The following is a 17,266-nucleotide window of genomic DNA, read 5'->3' as shown; positions in this document are numbered from 1 at the left end:
ATCGCCAACTGGATGATCCCCGGCAAGATGATCAAGGGCATGGGCGGCGCGATGGATCTCGTCGCGGGCGTCAAGAAGATCATCGTCGTGATGGAGCATAGCAGCAAGAACGGCGATCCGAAGTTCATCCCCGCCTGCACGCTGCCGCTCACCGGGCGGAACGTGGTCGATATGATCGTCACCGATCTTGCGGTGTTCCAGCGCCACGATCACAATTCGCCGTTCCGGTTGATCGAGCTGGCGCCGGGCGTCACCGCCGATGAGGTCGCGGCCAAGACGACGGCGCATTATGAGGTGGCGCTGGAGGGCTGAGCCGGGGGCACGGGCAATTTCTTTGCGATAAACGCCCGCAAACGGGGTTTCGTGCAGGCCCCGTTTGCGGTTAATGCATAGCTATCATGTTAAGTCGCCCGCTCACGCTCTACGAAAAGGTCTGGAACGCGCATGTCGTCGAACGGCGCGATGACGGCACCTGCCTGATCTATATTGATCGCCACCTCGTCCATGAGGTCACCAGCCCACAGGCGTTCGAGGGGCTTCGCGCCGCCGGGCGCAAGGTGCGTCGCCCCGATCTGACGCTGGCGGTGCCCGATCACAACCTGCCGACCACGCCGCGCGTCGATGCGGCGGGCAACGAACTGCCGATCGCCGATCCCGAAAGCGCAACGCAGCTTTCCGCGCTGCGCCACAATGTCGCGGAATTCGGTGTGCCCTATATCGACGCGCTGGCCGCCGAACAGGGCATCGTCCATGTCGTCGGGCCTGAACAGGGCTTCACCCTGCCGGGAACCACGGTGGTGTGCGGAGACAGCCACACCTCGGCGCACGGCGCGCTGGGCGCGCTGGCGTTCGGCATCGGCACCAGCGAGGTGGAGCATGTGCTCGCCACACAGACGCTGCTGCTGTCGCAATCGAAAACGATGGAAGTGCGCGTCGATGGCACGCTCGGCTTCGGCGTCAGCCCGAAGGACGTGATCCTCGCGATCATCGGCAGGATCGGCGCGGCGGGCGGCACCGGCCATGTCATCGAATATACCGGCGACGTGATCCGCGCCATGTCGCTGGAAGGGCGGCTGACGATCGCCAATATGTCGATCGAGGGCGGCGCGCGCGCCGGGATGATCGCGCCCGACGATGCCACCTTCGCCTATCTGAAGGGGCGCCCGATGGCCCCGGCGGGCGCGGAATGGGACAAGGCGGTCGCCTGGTGGCGCTCGCTCGCCACCGATGCGGGGGCGAGTTACGACAGGCGCGTCGTGCTGGCGGCGAGCGATATCGCGCCGGGCCTGACATGGGGCACCAGCCCGGAAGACGTGGTGCCGATCACCGGCATCGTCCCGGATCCGGAGAGTTTCGCGGACCCTTCCAAACAGGCGGCGGCGCGCAAGTCGCTCGATTACATGGGGCTCACCCCCGGCACGCGGATGGAGGATGTGGCGATCCAGCACGTCTTCATCGGTAGCTGCACCAACAGCCGGATCGAGGATCTGCGCGCGGCAGCGGCGGTCGCCGACGGGCGGCGTGTTGCCGATGGCGTGCGCGCGATGGTCGTCCCCGGCTCGGGCCTGGTCAAGCGGCAGGCGGAGGCCGAGGGGCTCGATCGTATCTTCGCCGCTGCCGGGTTCGAATGGCGTGAGCCGGGGTGCTCGATGTGCCTGGCGATGAACCCGGACAAGGTGCCGCCGGGCGAGCGTTGCGCCTCCACCAGCAACCGCAATTTCGTCGGGCGGCAGGGGCCGGGTGCGCGCACCCATCTCGTCTCGCCCGCGATGGCGGCGGCGGCGGCGGTCAAGGGCCGGCTCACCGACGTGCGCGAACTGATGCGATAATCGGAAGGGAGGGGAGAGGCGATGAAGAAGGTGCTGCTGCTGCTGATCGCCGGATCGTTGTTTGCCGGGGTCGCGGCCTATGCCGCGATCGGAAAGCCCCCGGTTGTGGCGAAGAATAAGATGGCGCGCTGATCCGCGCGTGCGAGGAGTGACAAGATGGAAGCCGTGACGAGCGTTTCCGGCCGCGCCTATCCATGGGGCCAGAAGAACGTCGATACCGATGTGATTATTCCGGCGCACTGGCTGAAGACGATCACCCGCGCCGGGCTTGGCCGTGGCGCGTTTGAAACGGTGCGCGCGGTGCCGGGCAATGTGTTCGACGATCCGGCCTATACTGGCGCCCCGATCCTGATCGCGGGCGACAATTTCGGCTGCGGCTCCAGCCGCGAACATGCCGCCTGGGCGCTCAATGATTTGGGCATCAAGGCGGTGATCGCGCCGAGCTTTTCCGACATCTTCTCCGGCAATGCGTTCAAGAACGGCATCGTCACGGTGGTGTTGCCGCAGGAAGCGATCGACCGGCTGTTGGAGGCGGCGAAGACCGATCCGATCACGGTTGACCTCGAAAGCATGACGGTGACGACGCCTTATCAGGATCGGTTCGCATTCTCGCTCGATCCGTTTCGTCGCGAATGCCTGATGCACGGGCTGGACGAGATCGGCCTGACGATGGAGCGCGATGCCGCGATCTCCCGCTATGAAACGGAAATCGACGCGGCGCGTGGCTGGGTGAGCCGCCGCGCGGCATAGCGCGCAAACCCTCTGGACGCGCCGCGCCGTACGCTCCAAGACGATACCGTCAATTCGAAAACGTCCGCGTGACCTCGTGAGGGGGCGCGTTCGTGCGGAGAGAAGGAGCGGAAATGCGCGCATTATTGTCGACCGCGATCGGCGGACCGGAAACTCTGACGATCGGCGAACTGCCCGATCCCATGCCTGGGCCGGGCGAAGTGCTGGTCGCGGTGAAGGCGTGCGCGATCAACTTCCCCGATGTGCTCGTGATCGAGGACAAATATCAGTTCAAGCCGCCGCGCCCGTTCGCGCCGGGTGGCGAGATTTCGGGCGTGGTCGAAGCGGTTGGCGAGGGCGTGACCACGTTCAGGCCCGGCGATCGCGTGATGGGCAATACCGGCATGGGCGGCCTGAGCGAGAAGGTCGTGATCCGCGAAGCGGGGCTCTATGCGCTGCCGGCGGCGCGCAGCTTCGAGGAGGGCGCCTCGATGCTGCTCACTTATGGCACGACGATCCACGCGCTGATTGATCGCGGGCATATCAAGCCGGGCGAGACCTTGCTCGTGCTCGGTGCCGCCGGGGGCGTCGGGCTGGCTGCGGTGGAACTGGGCAAGGCGTTCGGCGCGCGCGTCGTCGGCGCGGTTTCGTCGGAGGAAAAGGCGCAGGCGGTGCGCGCGGCGGGGGCGGACGACGTGATCGTCTATGGCCGCGCGCCATTCTCCAAGGACGAATCCAAGGCGCTTGCCGATGCGTTCAAGGCGAAGGCGGGGCCGAACGGCTTTGATCTCGTCTATGATGCGGTCGGCGGCGATTATGCCGAGCCGGCGGTGCGCGCGATGGCATGGGAGGGGCGCTATCTGGTGATCGGCTTCCCCGCCGGTATCCCCAAGCTGCCGCTCAACCTGACCCTGCTCAAGAGCTGCGACATCTGCGGCGTGTTCTGGGGCGCGTTCGCGGCGCGCGAGCCGGCGCGCAACCGCGCCAATATCGGGCAGTTGTTCGATCTGTGGGCGGCGGGCAAGATCGCGCCGAAGATCACCGAGGTCTTTCCGCTGGAAAAGGGCGGCGAGGCGATCGCGCGGCTTGGCGGGCGGCAGGCGATCGGCAAGCTGGTGGTGCGCGTCGCCGATTGAGCCTTCGACCGGGGGGCTGATGTCGTGAAATGCGCTTGCCGGCGCATTTCCGGCGCGGCTTTCCCCCGGCGTTGCTTATGGGCTGCTCCCTCTCTATCTCGATGGCTCGGAATTATTGGGAGCAGACATGACCACCTTCAACGATCGCGAGCGCGCTTTCGAGTCCAAGTTCGCGCGCGACGAGGAAATGGCCTTTCGTGTTGTCGCGCGGCGCAATCGCCTTGTCGGCCAGTGGGCGGCGAATTTGATGAAACTGACGCCGGCGGAAGCGGATTCCTATGGCAAGACGGTTATCCACGCCGATCTGGAAGAAGCGGGCGACGATGATGTGGTGCGCAAGCTGCTCGGCGATCTCACCGCCGCGGGGGTCGATATCGACGAAGCCGCCGTGCGCCGCGCGCTTGAGGAGCAATCGGTCGAGGCGCGCCGCCAGTTGATGGAAGCGCAATAACATGCCGATGGCGGCTGACGACATCGCCCAACTGATCCGGGCGGGGATTCCCGATGCGGAGGTGGAGATCACCGATCTCGCCGGCGATGGCGATCATTATGCGGCGCGCGTCGTCAGCGCGTCGTTCACGGGGCTGTCGCGCGTGAAGCAGCATCAGGCGGTCTATACGGCTCTCGGCGACCGCATGGGCGGCGTCCTCCACGCCTTGCAGCTTACCACCGCCGTTCCGAAATAACGGCGAGCGATTTATTGAGGAACCGGCGATGAGCGAAGACGTGCAGGCCCGCATCGATGCGGTGGTGAAGAACAATCCCGTGGTGCTGTTCATGAAGGGCAGCCCGCTTTTCCCGCAATGCGGCTTTTCCAGCCGCGCGGTGGCGATCCTCCAGCATCTCAATGTCGAATTCGAAAGCGTCGACGTGTTGCAGGATCAGGGCATCCGCCAGGGGATCAAGGCCTATTCGGACTGGCCGACCATCCCGCAGCTCTATGTCGGCGGCGAATTCGTCGGCGGCTCGGACATCATGATGGAAATGTACGAGTCGGGCGAACTGGCTGAATTGTTCGAAGGCTCGGCCAAGGCTGAATGACCGGGTGAGGGCGGGGCGTCGCGAGATCGAAAGAAGCGACGCACCCACCCTGCTGAAGCGTTTTGGACTTTAACGCTCGGTGCCCCAATCACGATGCAGCGCGCGTGCCAGCCGCAATGAATCGTAGCAAAATCGGGCTGCGCAATGGTTAACGCGATTTCGCATTGATTGCCGGCTGTAAATTTCCCCGACACTTTTCGCTTCATTTGACCGCGCTATTGACCACAAGTGTAATCGGTGCAATCACATGCGTAGTCAGTGAGAGGATGCCGAATCGTGGCCGAGCGGATCAGCGATGCCGAACATGCCGTGATGGAGGTGCTGTGGGATGAATCCCCGCTCACCGCGCAGGAGGTGGCCGAGCGCGTCGGCCCCGATCGCGGCTGGAGCGTCAACACCGTCAAGACCCTGCTTGGCCGGCTGCTCGCCAAGAGCGCGGTCTCGCATGAGGAGGATGGCCGGCGTTATCTTTATCGCCCCGCCGTCCAGCGCGGCGATTATGTTTCCGGTGAATCGCGCCGGCTGATCGACCGGCTGTTCGGTGGCAAGCTCACCCCGCTGGTCGCGCATCTCGCCGAGCGTGATGAACTTTCCGCACAGGACATCGCCGAGATCGAGGCGCTGCTGAAGGCGCTGAAGCAATGATCGGCTGGGCGGTGGAAGCGTTGATCGCTTCGGCCGTGCTGATCGCGCTGGTGCTGGCGATCCGCATTCCCGTGCGCCGCGCGTTCGGCGCGCCGGTGGCTTATGCGCTGTGGCTGCTGCCGGTGCTGCGGCTGGTGTTGCCGCCGCTCCCCGCGACGTTGCGGGACGGGATGGTGCCGCCGATCGCCGCGCCGCTTGGCGATATGGGGCGGCAGGTGTCGTGGATGATCCTGCCCGCCGCTGGCGTCGATCTGCCCGCCGGGCGCGATTTCGCCGCGCTGATCGGCGGCGCGGCGGTGATCGCCTGGGGGGTGGGGGCGTTTGGCTTCATCGCCTGGCAATGCGCCGCTTATGTCCGTTTCCGCCGCCGGCTGCTGGCCGCCGCGACCCCGCTCGATACGCTCGGCGGCGTCACGATCGTCTCCAGCCCGGCGGCGGCTGGTCCGCTTGCCTTCGGGATCGTGCGGCGTTTCGTCGCCTTCCCGCGCGATTTCGCTGGCCGCTATGACGAAAGCGAGCGCGAACTGGCGCTGGCGCATGAACTCGGCCACCATGCGCGCGGCGATCTGATCGCCAATTGGATCGCGCTGGCGGTGCTCGCGCTGCATTGGTTCAACCCGCTCGCCTGGTTCGCCTTCCGCGCCTATCGCGCCGATCAGGAGATGGCGAACGACGCGCGCGTGCTCGCCGGGCGCAGCGCCGCCGAGCGGCACGCTTACGCTTGCGCCATCGTCAAGGCGGCGCATGGCGGGGCGATTGCCGCCGCCTGCCATCTGCACAATGTCGATGATTTGAAGGGGAGGTTGCGGATGCTTTCGACACCCGCCACCCGCGCCCGCATCCTTGCCGGCACGGTGAGCATCGCCGCGCTGGGCGCCGCCGCGCTCGGCATCACCGCCACGGGCACCGCCACCGCCGCGAAGATGCGCGCTGGCGTGGTGCGCGCCACCGGGGTGGATATCGACGCGATCCGGCCGGCCGACCTGCTGCGTCCCCCGCCGCCATTGCCGGTGCCCGTGCCTGCCGCGCCGGGCGAGCGCGCGCACCGCGTGGTGATCCATCGCGATGGCGAAACGCAGGTTTATGAAGGCGCGGACGCAGACGCCTATATCGCGGACCATCCCGCCCCGATCCCGCCGCAGCCCCCGATCCCGCCGACACCTGACATGATGCGGGCGCCACCCGCACCACCCGCGCCGCCGTCACGCGCGGAGATTGATCGCCGCGTCTCGCGCGCCCTGGCCGCCGCGCCGTCGGTGGTGTCACGTGATTGCGGAGACGGTGGCGGCGATGCGCGGATGACGATGCGCGGCAGCGAGAACGGCCATCCCACCGTGGTGATCTGCACGGACCGTATTCCCCGCGCGGACGCGGAGGGGGAGCGGCGCGCGAGGATCGACGCGCGGATGGCGGCGGTCGATACGGTGGCGATCAGGCATCAGGCGATGGCCGGCGCGATCGCCGGGTTGCGCGCCGCCCGCGCCTCGATCGCGGCGAACCGCAACATGCCCGAAGACGCGCGCCGCGAAACGCTTGCCGAGTTCGATCGGCACATCGCCGAAATGGCGCGGGACGAGCCGGGCAAGGATTGATCGCACCGGGGGAGGAGCCGGTCGGCCGGTCATCACCGCATAAGGTGGGGCCGGCCGTTTTGTGCCGCTTTCCCTTGCCATGCGGGCGTTCAGCCGCCATCTCGCGCGGATGGACGAGCCACCGACCGGCATCGCGATCGCGCTCGAACCGCTCGTTACGCGGGTTCTTGCGCCCAATCCGTCGCCCTATACCTTCACCGGCACGCAGACGCATATCGTCGGCGCCCGCGATCTCGCGGTGATAGACCCCGGCCCGGCGGACGCGGCGCATCACGCGGCGTTGCTTGCGGCGATCGCGGGGCGTCCGGTCTGCGCGATCGTCATCACCCACCATCACCGCGATCATTCGCCCGCGGCGATCCGGCTGAAGGCGGAAACGGGCGCGCCGATCGTCGGGGCGGCGCCCTTCCATGTGTCGAGCGACGTTCCCCGCGCCGATGCGGCGTTCGACGCGGATTACGCCCCCGATCGCGTGCTGGCGGAGGGCGATCGCGTCACGGGTGAAGGCTGGACGCTGGAGACGATCGCGACGCCGGGCCACACATCCAACCATCTCGCCTTCGCGCTGCTGGAAACCAGGGCGTTGTTTTCCGGCGATCATGTGATGGGCTGGTCGACCAGCGTTGTCTCGCCCCCGGATGGGGACATGAGCGCCTATATGGCGAGCCTCGAAAAGCTGATGAAGCGGGACGATCGGGTCTATTATCCCGGCCATGGCGAGGCGGTGGAAAAGCCGCAGCGGCTGGTGCGCGGGCTGCTCGGCCATCGCAAGCAGCGCGAGGGGCAGATCCTGCGGCTGATCGGCGAGGGTACGGGCGCGGTGCCGGCGATGGTCGAGAAAATGTATGTCGGGATCGACCGGCGCCTGGTTGGCGCGGCGGAGCAATCGGTGCTGGCGCATCTCGTCGATCTTGAGCGGCGCGGCGTCATCGCGTCGGAAGCAGGGATATGGCGGAACGTCGCGTAAGGCCGTTCGCGGTCGATTTTCTCGCGGCGCTGGCGATCCTGCTGCTGCTCGCGGGCGGCGGCTGGTGGCTCGCGCAACGCTATGTCGCCGCGCGCCTCACGCCCGATCCGACGACAATCGCCAGCGGGAGTTTGGCGGGGTTGCGCGAGCAGAACAGGCTTTCGGCTTTCGCGGCGCGGTTCGTCGCGGTCGTCACCTCGAAGCAATCGCAATTCGGGTTGAGCGCGGAACGCACGACGATCATGCCCGGCATGGTGCGCTACGAGGTCGATCTCGGTCGCCTCTCGCAGCGCGACGTGGCGTGGGACGCGGCCACGAAGACGCTGTCGGTGCGCCTGCCCGCCGTGGAGGTGACCGCGCCGGCGATCGACCTCGATGCGATCCGCAGTTATGGCTCGGGCGGCGTGCTGATGGCGCTCACTCCGGCGCGCGAGACGCTGGATGCGGCGAACCGGAACGCGGGGCAGGCCGAATTGCTGCGCCAGGCGCGCGCCGCCCCGATGATGAACATGGCGAAGGACGCCACCCGTCGCGCGGTGGAGCGCAGCTTCGCCATGCCGCTCAGGGCCGCCGGGATCGACGCTACCGTGAACGTGCGCTTCGCGGACGATCCGATCCGCAGCGACGAACATTGGGATGTCAGCCGCAGCCTGGAGGAGGTGCTCAGCAACAGGCGTTGAGCGCGCTGCGCGACTGAGATATAAGCCCACGTACAAGATAAAAAAAACGGTCGCGCAGTCTATCGGCTTCTTGGGGGAGGCAAGCGGTGGCGACGAGCGCTTCGGTCCGTTTCGATATCGCCGGGGATCGGCGGTTCTTCTTCTTTCTTGCGGTGGCGATGACGGTGACGCTCATCGCGGGATTCGTGATGCAGTTCGCGATGGTGCGATCGACCTTTGCCGCGCCGCTCATCATCCATGCCCATGCCTTCGTCTTCTTCGGCTGGACGTTCTTCTATCTGCTGCAAAACACGCTGGTGTTCACCGGCAATGTCGCGCTGCATCGCCGGATCGGCTGGATCGGGGTCGGCTGGGCATCGGTGATGGTGGTGCTGGGCATCACCGTCACGCTGCGGCTGGTGCGCGAGGGGCGCGTGCCGCCGTTCTTCCGCCCGCTCTATTTCGTGGTGATGGATTCGCTCACCGTCCTCTGCTTCGCGGGGCTGTTCGCCGCGGGGTTGGCGATGCGCCGCCAGAGTGACTGGCATCGCCGGCTGATGGCGTGCGCGATGGCGGGGCTGACCGCGCCGGCGTTCGGGCGGCTGCTGCCCGGTCCGCTGCTGATCCCATGGGCGGCATGGGCGGTTTTCGCGGGGGTGATGCTGTTCCCGCTCGCCGGGGCGATCCACGATCAGCGCAGCGCCGGGCGCGTTCATCCGGCGTGGTGGTGGGGGATGGGCGTGCTTCTCGCCAACCAGTTGCTGATGGAGGTCGCTGCCACCTCGGCGATGGCGCTGTCGCTCTATGGCGCGCTGGTCGAGGGCACGGTCGGGGCGCAAATTCCGCCGCTGGCATATCCGCCATTCCCTTGATTGCGAGGGCCGGGCGGTCCATCTGACAGGGCATGGAACAGCCCACCAATTTGCGCGGCCTGGATTTGCGCGCCGAGATCGAACGCCTCCGCAAGGAGCGCAACGCCGTCATCCTCGCGCATTATTATCAGAAGCCGGAGATTCAGGATCTCGCCGATTTTGTCGGCGACAGCCTTGATTTGAGCCGCAAGGCGCAGGCGACGGACGCCGATGTCATCGCCTTTTGCGGGGTGCGCTTCATGGCGGAAACGGCGAAGATCCTGTCGCCGGACAAGATCGTCGTGCTGCCCGATATGGATGCCGGGTGCAGCCTTGAGGATAGCTGCCCGCCCGATCAGTTCGCCGCGTTCCGCGCGCAGCACCCGGATGCGATCGCACTGACCTATATCAACTGCTCGGCGGCGGTGAAGGCGCTGTCCGACGTGATCGTCACCTCGTCTTCGGCGGAAAAGATTCTGGCGCAGATCCCCAAGGATCAGAAGGTGATCTTCGGCCCCGATCGCAACCTTGGCGGCTATCTCGCGCGCAAGACGGGGCGCGATCTGATCCTGTGGCCGGGCGTGTGCATCGTCCATGAGGCGTTCAGCGAAACCGAGTTGCTCAAGCTGCGCGCCGAGCATCCCGCCGCGCCGATCGCCGCGCATCCCGAATGCCCGGCGGTGATCCTCGATCATGCCGATTATGTCGGCTCGACCAGCGGCATCCTCGAATATGCCCGGTCGTTCGCGGGCGACACGCTGATCGTCGCGACCGAGCCGCATATCATCCACCAGATGGAAAAGGCGCTGCCGGGCAAGAAGTTCATCGGCGCGCCCGGCGCGGACGGCAACTGCAATTGCAATATCTGCCCGTATATGGCGCTCAACACGATGGAGAAGCTCTACGTCGCGCTGCGCGATCTGGCGCCGCGCATCGAGATGGACGAGGAATTACGGCTCGGCGCGAAAAAGAGCCTCGATGCGATGCTGGCGATGGCGAGCGGCACGGTGGGGCTGGGCGATCTCGGCCCGAAGCGGTAACCGCCGGTAACCGCCTACTTTCCCTTGGCTCCCCTCCCTGATGAAGGGAGGGGCTGGGGGCGGGTGGGTATGAGGCAGGTGCGCCGGTATTCCCGCGGGCCAACCCACCCCCGACCCTTCCCTTGTTCAAGGGAGAGGAGAAGAAGATGAGGGGAGGGGCTTTACAGGGAGGCTGTTACGCCACCAGTTCCAGCAATCCTTCGAACAGGCGACGCCCATCGTCTCCGCCGTGCGCATCCTCGATGCGGCGTTCGGGGTGGGGCATCATGCCCAGCACGTTGCCGGCATCGTTGAGCACGCCCGCGATCGCGCGCGCGCTGCCGTTGGTGTTTTCGGCATAGCGGAACGCGACGCGGCCCTCGCCCTCAAGCCGGTCCAGCGTCGCGGCATCGGCGAAATAATTGCCGTCGTGATGCGCCACCGGGATCACGATGCGCTCGCCGGCGGCATAGCGGCTGGTGAAGGCGGATTGCGCATTCTCCACCGTCAGCGCCACATCGCGGCACACGAAATTCAGCCCGGCGTTGCGCATCAGCGCGCCCGGCAGCAGCCCCGCCTCGGTCAGCACCTGAAAGCCGTTGCAGATGCCGAGCACCGGCATCCCCTTCGCCGCGGCATCGGATATCGCGCGCATGATCGGCGATCGCGCGGCCATCGCGCCCGAACGCAGATAGTCGCCATAGGAAAAGCCGCCGGGCAGCGCCACCAGGCCAATTCCATCGGGCAGTTCGCTGTCACGATGCCACACCATTTCCGGCTTGCGCCCGGTCACCGCTTCCAGCGCGACCGCGATATCGCGATCGCAATTCGATCCCGGAAAGACGATGACCGCGGTTTTCATTTTGCCGGCTCCAGATGCTCGATGCGATAATTTTCGATCACCGTGTTGGCGAGGAGCTGGCGGCACATCGCGTCGATCGCCGAATCGTCGGTCGAATCGGCGACGTCCAGCTCGATCAGCTTGCCGACGCGGGCGTCGTTGATCCCGGAAAAGCCAAGGCCGGCAAGGGCGTGTTCGATCGCCTTGCCCTGCGGATCGAGCACGCCGGGCTTGAGCGTCACATGGATGCGGAGCTTCATGCCCGCGCCTATGCCGTAGCGCGCGCCGCGCCGCAACCTCGCGCTGCCGAACCTGATCGCGTCGCCGGATACGCGGTTACTCAAAATCAACCATGTTCTGCGATGATCGCGCGCGTGGGAGTGAGGATCGTAGTATGATCTCAGGTATCGCCACGGCTTTGTTCATCGCGCTGTTCGCATTCGGCGCGGATTATTTCGGCTGGGAGGATCCGCACGGGCGGGTGAGCCTCGCGCTGCTCGTCGCGTTCGCGTGCGGTGTCGTCATCGGCTATCGCTTCAGGGATTGAACGGTGCGCGGGCGGGCGGCGAGCCGGCTTATCAGCGCGGCGCTGCGCAACGCCTGTCGCGGCAGGCTGGCGAGATCGACCCACTCGCCATCGGCGTGCGAATTGCCGCCCGACGCGCCCAGGCCGCCCATCGTCACCGCGTCCGCCGCGACGAAGCTCGAATCCGCGGCGCCCCGGCGCGAGGGATCATATTCCGGCATTTCCGGGAGCCCCAGATCGCGGTTGACGCGGTTAAGCTCGCCCAGCAGCGCGCGATTGGCGTTGGTCGGCGGCATCGTCGGATAGCCTTCGAAAAAGGCGATCGTCGCCTGGGTTCCCGGCAGATGCTGGCCCACGATTTCCTGCATCCGCCCGCGTATCCGCGCCTCCTGCTCGGGGGTGAGCGCGCGCAGATCGCCGCGTGCCACCGCATCGGATGCGACGATATTCGGCTTGCCGGTGCCCGTCGCGACAAGGCCCGCCGCGTCCATCGCCGCCGGGGTGCCGCCGGCCATCACGCCGACGTTATAGGTGAGGTTCTTTTCGGGCAGCTCGCGGCGGAACGTATCGAGGATGCGCGCCAGTTCGTAGATCGCGCCATAGCCGAGCGTGCTGCCGAACACCCCGCTCGAATGGCCTGTTTTGCCATTTGCGACTATTTCCCACGTCAGCGATCCGCGCCGCGCGACGGTGGCGTAATCCGTGCCGTTCTCGGTCGCGACATTTTCATATTCCAGCGCGACATCGGCCCATTTGCCCGCCTCGATCAGATCGCGTCGCGCGGCATCCTGTGGCGTGCCGGCGCGTTCCTCGTCGCCGGTCAGCACCACCTTGATATCGGCATCCTTCAGCGTGCCCGCCGCCTTCATCGCGCGCAGCGCGGCGACGATCACGACCAGCCCGCCCTTGTCGTCGCCCACGCCCGGCCCGATCGCGCGGCTGCCCTCGCGCCTGAAGCCGGTGAAGGGGCTGGATGGCTCGAACACCGTATCGAGGTGGCCGATCAGCAGGATGCGCCTGCCGCGCCCGTTGCCGATGTGCGTCGCGACGATATGCCCGGCGCGGCCCGTCGCGCGCATGTCGATCCATTTCACGTCAAAGCCCAGCGCGGCAAGCTCGCCGCGCATCATCTCGCCCACCGCCGTCACCCCCGGCAGATTGAGCGTGCCCGAATTCTGCTTCACCAGCCGTTCGAGCAGCGCCTCGTTGCGGGCTGCGTCCACCGTTACCGATGCGCGCATCTTCTGTTCGGCGGGGCTCGTCGCGGCGGTGGCGAGCAACAGCGCGAGCGTGGCAAGCGCGGAACGGATAATCATGTGGCGAACCCCCGAATGTGTCGCGCGCGATCGTGCCGCGTGGCGGCGGCTTTGTCGATCGCCACGCGGCACGATCGCCAACATGGCCCGCCTGTGAGGAATTGTTGCCCCGCCGCGCTATCGGTTGAACGCGCCACCCGGCGCGGCCACTTCGGCGCTGCGAAACGCGGAAACGGAGACTGGGAATGACGTGGTTGCTCGTGGCCGGGCTGTTGCTCGGCGGAAGCGAGGTGATCGAGCTGCATCGCGCGAGCGTCGATCATCGCGGCGGCACGGTGGATGCGATCTATCGCGGCACGATCGAGGTGGAGCGGCGGCAGGCGGGCACGGCGGGCGCGCCCGGCCGGGCGAATACGCTGCGTTGCGACTGGACGGCACGGATCAGCGTCCGGCGCGAGGCGCTGCATCCCGCCGGGCATATGCTGGCGCGCGATATCGCGGTGGATGAAGCCCCGCTGCGTGGCCGTTACGCCGGCTGGTGCGAAGGCGCGGGCAGAGCGATCAAGGGTGAAGTGGCGCGCCGGGCCGATCGGCTGCGCGCGCATATGATTGACGCAGCGGCGCGGGACCGCGAGACTCTGGCCGCCGAACTCAACGACGCCAACGGCGATATCGGGGACTGACATGCGCCACGCCGAATGCCTTGCCGCCGCGCTTTTCGCCTGCGCCGCGCTGCCCGCCGCCGCGCAGGTGTCGGTCGGCGGCTCGGTCGATGTCGCGACGGACGAGCGGCGTCGCGGCATAAGCTGGAGCGAGGGGAAGCTCGCGCCATCGGCCTCGCTGTCGCTCCAACTCCCGTCGGGCTTCGATATCGGCGCGCGCGTCACGGGCCTGCGCGAAAGCCCGCGCGCCGGCGGGGCGGATGCGGTGATCGACGGATCGCTCGGCTATGGCATGGATCTCGGCATGGGCTTTCGCGGCGAGGGCTTCGTGGTGGCGCATCTGTTCACCGGCGCGCGCGGGGGCATGGATTATGTCGAAGGCGGGCTGGGGTTGAGTTATCAGCTCGGCCCGGCGCAGATCGGCGCGGATGCGCGCTACGCCCCGTCACAAAGCGCGATCGGCGGCGACAATCTATACGTTTCCGCGCGCGCGCAATTCGGGCTGCCGGCGACGCCCTATACCTTCAACGCCAGCATCGGCCATTCGTCCGGCTCGGTCGATGATCCGCTGCGCGCGGCGCGGCTGCGGCCCGGCGGCAATTACAGCGACTGGCTGATCGGCGTGCGCCGCATCACCGGCCCGCTGACGCTCGGGCTGGATTATTCGGGCACCGATGTGCGGCGGGCGATGCCGTCGCCCTATGCCGATGCGCGCAACAGCGGAGACCGCCTGACGGCGCGCGCCAGCTTCTCGTTCTGAAGGGGCGGTGCGGCGGGAACCTCTCGTCCGCGCGCGCGGTTGAATCGCATCTCGTCAGGAGGTTTTTTGCGATGCGCATTCTTCCGCTGCTGATCGCGGGGACGACACTCGCCGTCGCCGCGCCGACGATCGCCCAGAACATGCCCGCGCCCGATCTCGACGCGCCGCATACGCCGCTGCCCTATGATCGCGGCTATGACAAGGATAGCGCACGCACCGAGGCGATCGACGCCGCCGGTCGCCCCGGCGTCGTGGCCGCCAACCGCGCCGCGCTCGCCGAGAGTTCGGCGCAGACGGCGGTGCAACAGGTGGATGCGGCGCAATATGCCGCCGATATCCAGGTCTATCGTCAGGCGCGGCGCGCGCGTCATCGCCAGATCGCGCGCAACGATGCGCGTTATGCCCGGCAGGAGCGCGCTTATGCCGATGCGATGACCGATTGGCGGCGGCAGGTCGCTGCGTGTGACCATGGCAACACCGCGGCGTGCAATGCGCCGACGCCCGATCCGGCGCGGTACTGATAGGGCGGGGTAGGGCCGGGGAGCGGGCGCGCCGGTTTGTTTTGTATCGTGCCGAACGGGGTGGGTTCCGTTCGGTGCGATCGGGGGAGCGGTTTTCCCAAACGCAAACGGCGCGGCAAAGCCGCGCCGTCGGTCGTCGCTAGGCGCGACGCCGGCCGTCAGCGGGTCTCCGCTGCGCGGACCGGCGCGAGCGCGGTCGCGCCTTACCCGCTGTAATACATATCATATTCCACCGGGCTCGGGGTCATTTCCCAGCGGGCGACTTCCTCCCACTTCAGCTCGATATAGGATTCGATCTGCTCCTTGCAGAAGACATCGCCCTTGAGCAGGAATTCATGATCCGCCGTCAGCGAATCCAGCGCCTCGCGCAGCGACGCGCAGACCGTCGGCACCTGCGCCAGTTCGGCGGGCGGCAGATCGTAGAGGTTCTTGTCCATCGCGTCGCCGGGATGGATCTTGTTCTGGATGCCGTCGAGCCCGGCCATCATCAGCGCCGCGTAAGCGAGATACGGGTTCGCCAGCGCGTCCGGGAAACGCACCTCGACGCGCTTCGCCTTGGCGCCCGCGCCATAAGGGATGCGGCACGAGGCCGAACGGTTGCGGCTCGAATAAGCGAGCAGCACTGGCGCTTCATAACCCGGCACCAGCCGCTTGTAGCTGTTGGTCGACGGGTTGGTGAAGGCGTTCAGCGCCTTGGCGTGCTTGATGATGCCGCCGATGAAATAGAGGCACATGTCGGAAAGGCCGGCATAGCCGTTGCCCGCGAACAGCGGGTTGCTGCCCTGCCAGATCGAGAAGTGCGTGTGCATCCCCGAGCCGTTATCTTCCTTGATCGGCTTGGGCATGAACGTCGCCGACTTGCCGTAAGCATGGGCGACCTGATGCACGACATATTTGTAGATCTGCATCCGGTCCGCCGTGGTGGTCAGCGTGCCATACATCAGGCCCAGTTCGTGCTGCGCGGCGGCCACCTCATGGTGGTGCTTGTCGCACGGCAGGCCCATTTCGAGCATGGTGGAGACCATCTCGCCACGGATGTCGACCGCCGAATCGACCGGCGCGACGGGGAAATAGCCGCCCTTGGCGCGCGGGCGGTGGCCGAGGTTGCCGCCCTCATATTCGCGGCCGGTGTTGCCCGGCAGCTCGATATCGTCGATCTTGTAATAGCTCGTCGAATAGCTGTTCTCGAAGCGCACGTCGTCGAACATGAAGAATTCGGCTTCGGGGCCGACATAGACGGTGTCCCCGATGCCGAGCGTCTTCAGATAGGATTCGGCGCGCTTCGCGGTGGAGCGCGGATCGCGCGAATAAAGCTCGCCGGTCGCCGGCTCCACGATATCGCAGATCAGGATCAGCATCGGCGTGGCCGAGAAGGGATCGGTGTAGATCGCGTCGAGATCGGGCTTCAGCGTCATGTCGGATTCGTTGATCGCCTTCCACCCGGCGATCGACGAGCCGTCGAACATCAGGCCGTCGGTCAGTTCATCCTCGCCCAGCACGCCGGCGCACATCGTCAGGTGCTGCCACTTGCCCTTGGGATCGGTGAAGCGAAGATCGACCCATTCGATCTCCTCATCCTTGATGCGCTTCAGAACGTCGCTGGCCGTAGTTGCCATGATAGAATGCCCTTCGTCAGTAAATTGCGCCGGCGCTGGCGTGCCGGCGGAGGTTCACAATATGATGCGGCGGATCAGATCGCGTCGTCGTCGCGCTCCCCGGTGCGGATGCGCAGCGCGGTTTCGACCGGGATGACGAATATCTTGCCGTCGCCGATCCGCCCCGTCTGGGCGGCTTGCGCCACCGCCTCCACGACGCGCTCGACAAGGCCGTCCTCGACGACGACCTCAAGCTTCACCTTCGGCAGGAAATCGACGACATATTCGGCGCCGCGATAAAGCTCCGTATGGCCCTTCTGCCGGCCAAAGCCCTTCGCCTCGGTGACGGTGATGCCGGAAACGCCCACTTCGTGGAGCGCCTCCTTCACCTCATCGAGTTTGAACGGCTTGATGATCGCTTCGATCTTCTTCACGCGAAAACGCCCACCCCAATTTCTGAACGGCCACACCGTATGCGAACGGCATTGCATCGAACGTGCCAGTCGGGCGCGCGAAGGGCAAGGCGACGACTCGGGTGCGCCGGGGCAATAGTTTCTGCCTGATTATTGGGCAGAAAGGCAGTGGCTGCCGGTTTCGGAGGCAGCGGCGCGCAGAGGAGGGGGAGCGCGCCGCCGCC

At 66.5% G+C, this 17,266-nt stretch carries 22 protein-coding genes; 17 read left to right on the top strand and 5 right to left on the bottom strand.

Features of this window, described 5'->3' with window-relative positions:
- The 13 genes from Q0316_RS00290 to nadA all read left to right on the top strand — a co-directional run.
- Nucleotides 1–312 (top strand): CoA-transferase (locus Q0316_RS00290; RefSeq protein ID WP_298667915.1); only part of this gene is annotated, 312 nt, incomplete at its 5' end.
- Nucleotides 313–398: 86 nt separating this feature from the next.
- On the top strand, nucleotides 399–1,829 hold the full coding sequence (gene leuC / locus Q0316_RS00285) for a 3-isopropylmalate dehydratase large subunit (RefSeq protein WP_298667912.1): 1,431 nt from the start codon (nucleotides 399–401) through the stop codon (nucleotides 1,827–1,829).
- A gap of 156 nt (nucleotides 1,830–1,985) precedes the next feature.
- A complete protein-coding gene (gene leuD / locus Q0316_RS00280; RefSeq protein ID WP_298667909.1) occupies nucleotides 1,986–2,579 on the top strand; it encodes a 3-isopropylmalate dehydratase small subunit in 594 nt (197 codons plus the stop codon).
- 113 nt (nucleotides 2,580–2,692) lie between these two features.
- A complete protein-coding gene (locus tag Q0316_RS00275; RefSeq protein ID WP_298667906.1) occupies nucleotides 2,693–3,694 on the top strand; it encodes an NADPH:quinone oxidoreductase family protein in 1,002 nt (333 codons plus the stop codon).
- Between the two features lie 127 nt (nucleotides 3,695–3,821).
- Complete coding sequence (locus Q0316_RS00270; protein WP_298667903.1) at nucleotides 3,822–4,145, top strand: DUF1476 domain-containing protein; 324 nt, start codon at nucleotides 3,822–3,824, stop codon at nucleotides 4,143–4,145.
- Between the two features lies 1 nt (nucleotide 4,146).
- Entirely contained in the window at nucleotides 4,147–4,380 is a 234-nt protein-coding gene (locus Q0316_RS00265) for a BolA family protein (protein WP_298667899.1), read from the top strand.
- A gap of 28 nt (nucleotides 4,381–4,408) precedes the next feature.
- Nucleotides 4,409–4,735 (top strand): Grx4 family monothiol glutaredoxin, encoded by a 327-nt coding sequence (gene grxD / locus Q0316_RS00260; RefSeq protein WP_298667896.1) that lies wholly within the window; start codon nucleotides 4,409–4,411, stop codon nucleotides 4,733–4,735.
- A gap of 276 nt (nucleotides 4,736–5,011) precedes the next feature.
- Nucleotides 5,012–5,380 (top strand): BlaI/MecI/CopY family transcriptional regulator, encoded by a 369-nt coding sequence (locus tag Q0316_RS00255; protein WP_298667893.1) that lies wholly within the window; start codon nucleotides 5,012–5,014, stop codon nucleotides 5,378–5,380.
- On the top strand, nucleotides 5,377–6,972 hold the full coding sequence (locus Q0316_RS00250) for a M56 family metallopeptidase (protein ID WP_298667890.1): 1,596 nt from the start codon (nucleotides 5,377–5,379) through the stop codon (nucleotides 6,970–6,972). Before Q0316_RS00255 ends, Q0316_RS00250 begins: the two co-directional genes overlap by 4 nt.
- Before the next feature lie 109 nt (nucleotides 6,973–7,081).
- Nucleotides 7,082–7,939, top strand: coding sequence for an MBL fold metallo-hydrolase (locus tag Q0316_RS00245; protein WP_298667921.1), 858 nt, complete (start codon nucleotides 7,082–7,084; stop codon nucleotides 7,937–7,939).
- A complete protein-coding gene (locus Q0316_RS00240; protein ID WP_298667887.1) occupies nucleotides 7,921–8,619 on the top strand; it encodes a DUF4230 domain-containing protein in 699 nt (232 codons plus the stop codon). Before Q0316_RS00245 ends, Q0316_RS00240 begins: the two co-directional genes overlap by 19 nt.
- Nucleotides 8,620–8,705: 86 nt before the next feature.
- Complete coding sequence (locus Q0316_RS00235) at nucleotides 8,706–9,470, top strand: hypothetical protein (RefSeq protein WP_298667884.1); 765 nt, start codon at nucleotides 8,706–8,708, stop codon at nucleotides 9,468–9,470.
- Between the two features lie 32 nt (nucleotides 9,471–9,502).
- A complete protein-coding gene (gene nadA / locus Q0316_RS00230) occupies nucleotides 9,503–10,489 on the top strand; it encodes a quinolinate synthase NadA (RefSeq protein WP_298667881.1) in 987 nt (328 codons plus the stop codon).
- A gap of 175 nt (nucleotides 10,490–10,664) precedes the next feature.
- Here nadA and purQ read toward each other — a convergent pair whose 3' ends face one another.
- Both purQ and purS read right to left on the bottom strand, forming a co-directional pair.
- Nucleotides 10,665–11,330: a phosphoribosylformylglycinamidine synthase subunit PurQ gene (gene purQ, locus Q0316_RS00225; RefSeq protein ID WP_298667877.1), complete on the bottom strand. Its 666-nt coding sequence runs from the start codon at nucleotides 11,328–11,330 to the stop codon at nucleotides 10,665–10,667.
- A complete protein-coding gene (gene purS, locus Q0316_RS00220; RefSeq protein ID WP_298667875.1) occupies nucleotides 11,327–11,569 on the bottom strand; it encodes a phosphoribosylformylglycinamidine synthase subunit PurS in 243 nt (80 codons plus the stop codon). Before purS ends, purQ begins: the two co-directional genes overlap by 4 nt.
- Before the next feature lie 134 nt (nucleotides 11,570–11,703).
- Here purS and Q0316_RS00215 point away from each other — a divergent pair, with 134 nt between their 5' ends.
- The gene (locus Q0316_RS00215) at nucleotides 11,704–11,856 is read left to right on the top strand and encodes a hypothetical protein (RefSeq protein WP_298667924.1); all 153 of its coding nucleotides are present in this window, start codon (nucleotides 11,704–11,706) and stop codon (nucleotides 11,854–11,856) included.
- Here Q0316_RS00215 and Q0316_RS00210 read toward each other — a convergent pair.
- Nucleotides 11,838–13,151 (bottom strand): M20/M25/M40 family metallo-hydrolase, encoded by a 1,314-nt coding sequence (locus Q0316_RS00210; RefSeq protein ID WP_298667869.1) that lies wholly within the window; start codon nucleotides 13,149–13,151, stop codon nucleotides 11,838–11,840. The genes Q0316_RS00215 and Q0316_RS00210 overlap by 19 nt on opposite strands.
- A gap of 185 nt (nucleotides 13,152–13,336) precedes the next feature.
- On the opposite strand from Q0316_RS00210, the gene Q0316_RS00205 reads away from it, so the two are divergent.
- The 3 genes from Q0316_RS00205 (at nucleotide 13,337) to Q0316_RS00195 (ending at nucleotide 15,034) form a co-directional block, all read left to right on the top strand.
- Nucleotides 13,337–13,774 carry a hypothetical protein gene (locus tag Q0316_RS00205; RefSeq protein ID WP_298667866.1) on the top strand — a complete coding sequence of 146 codons (438 nt, stop codon included), beginning with the start codon at nucleotides 13,337–13,339 and terminating at the stop codon, nucleotides 13,772–13,774.
- Between the two features lies 1 nt (nucleotide 13,775).
- Nucleotides 13,776–14,513, top strand: a complete 738-nt coding sequence (locus Q0316_RS00200) for a TorF family putative porin (RefSeq protein WP_298667863.1) — start codon at nucleotides 13,776–13,778, stop codon at nucleotides 14,511–14,513.
- A gap of 71 nt (nucleotides 14,514–14,584) precedes the next feature.
- Nucleotides 14,585–15,034 (top strand): hypothetical protein, encoded by a 450-nt coding sequence (locus tag Q0316_RS00195; protein WP_298667861.1) that lies wholly within the window; start codon nucleotides 14,585–14,587, stop codon nucleotides 15,032–15,034.
- 203 nt (nucleotides 15,035–15,237) lie between these two features.
- On the opposite strand, the gene glnA is transcribed toward Q0316_RS00195, so the two are convergent.
- Both glnA and Q0316_RS00185 read right to left on the bottom strand, forming a co-directional pair.
- Complete coding sequence (gene glnA / locus Q0316_RS00190) at nucleotides 15,238–16,650, bottom strand: type I glutamate--ammonia ligase (protein ID WP_298667858.1); 1,413 nt, start codon at nucleotides 16,648–16,650, stop codon at nucleotides 15,238–15,240.
- Between the two features lie 74 nt (nucleotides 16,651–16,724).
- Nucleotides 16,725–17,063 carry a P-II family nitrogen regulator gene (locus tag Q0316_RS00185; protein ID WP_174836063.1) on the bottom strand — a complete coding sequence of 113 codons (339 nt, stop codon included), beginning with the start codon at nucleotides 17,061–17,063 and terminating at the stop codon, nucleotides 16,725–16,727.
- Nucleotides 17,064–17,266: the final 203 nt, after the last annotated feature.

The organism is uncultured Sphingomonas sp. (assembly GCF_937871615.1).
In the GTDB taxonomy this organism is placed as follows: domain Bacteria; phylum Pseudomonadota; class Alphaproteobacteria; order Sphingomonadales; family Sphingomonadaceae; genus Sphingomonas.
This window is presented reverse-complemented; position numbering and strand designations above follow the sequence as displayed.

Excerpts from the sequence above, each read along its gene's own strand:
- leuC (WP_298667912.1), top strand. The coding sequence starts at position 399 with ATGTTAAGTCGCCCGCTCACGCTCTACGAAAAGGTCTGGAACGCGCAT.
- leuD (WP_298667909.1), top strand. The coding sequence starts at position 1,986 with ATGGAAGCCGTGACGAGCGTTTCCGGCCGCGCCTATCCATGGGGCCAG.
- Q0316_RS00275 (WP_298667906.1), top strand. The coding sequence starts at position 2,693 with ATGCGCGCATTATTGTCGACCGCGATCGGCGGACCGGAAACTCTGACG.
- Q0316_RS00270 (WP_298667903.1), top strand. The coding sequence starts at position 3,822 with ATGACCACCTTCAACGATCGCGAGCGCGCTTTCGAGTCCAAGTTCGCG.
- Q0316_RS00265 (WP_298667899.1), top strand. The coding sequence starts at position 4,147 with ATGCCGATGGCGGCTGACGACATCGCCCAACTGATCCGGGCGGGGATT.
- grxD (WP_298667896.1), top strand. The coding sequence starts at position 4,409 with ATGAGCGAAGACGTGCAGGCCCGCATCGATGCGGTGGTGAAGAACAAT.
- Q0316_RS00250 (WP_298667890.1), top strand. The coding sequence starts at position 5,377 with ATGATCGGCTGGGCGGTGGAAGCGTTGATCGCTTCGGCCGTGCTGATC.
- Q0316_RS00245 (WP_298667921.1), top strand. The coding sequence starts at position 7,082 with ATGGACGAGCCACCGACCGGCATCGCGATCGCGCTCGAACCGCTCGTT.
- Q0316_RS00240 (WP_298667887.1), top strand. The coding sequence starts at position 7,921 with ATGGCGGAACGTCGCGTAAGGCCGTTCGCGGTCGATTTTCTCGCGGCG.
- nadA (WP_298667881.1), top strand. The coding sequence starts at position 9,503 with ATGGAACAGCCCACCAATTTGCGCGGCCTGGATTTGCGCGCCGAGATC.
- purQ (WP_298667877.1), bottom strand. The coding sequence starts at position 11,330 with ATGAAAACCGCGGTCATCGTCTTTCCGGGATCGAATTGCGATCGCGAT.
- purS (WP_298667875.1), bottom strand. The coding sequence starts at position 11,569 with ATGAAGCTCCGCATCCATGTGACGCTCAAGCCCGGCGTGCTCGATCCG.
- Q0316_RS00215 (WP_298667924.1), top strand. The coding sequence starts at position 11,704 with ATGATCTCAGGTATCGCCACGGCTTTGTTCATCGCGCTGTTCGCATTC.
- Q0316_RS00210 (WP_298667869.1), bottom strand. The coding sequence starts at position 13,151 with ATGATTATCCGTTCCGCGCTTGCCACGCTCGCGCTGTTGCTCGCCACC.
- Q0316_RS00205 (WP_298667866.1), top strand. The coding sequence starts at position 13,337 with ATGACGTGGTTGCTCGTGGCCGGGCTGTTGCTCGGCGGAAGCGAGGTG.
- Q0316_RS00200 (WP_298667863.1), top strand. The coding sequence starts at position 13,776 with ATGCGCCACGCCGAATGCCTTGCCGCCGCGCTTTTCGCCTGCGCCGCG.
- Q0316_RS00195 (WP_298667861.1), top strand. The coding sequence starts at position 14,585 with ATGCGCATTCTTCCGCTGCTGATCGCGGGGACGACACTCGCCGTCGCC.
- glnA (WP_298667858.1), bottom strand. The coding sequence starts at position 16,650 with ATGGCAACTACGGCCAGCGACGTTCTGAAGCGCATCAAGGATGAGGAG.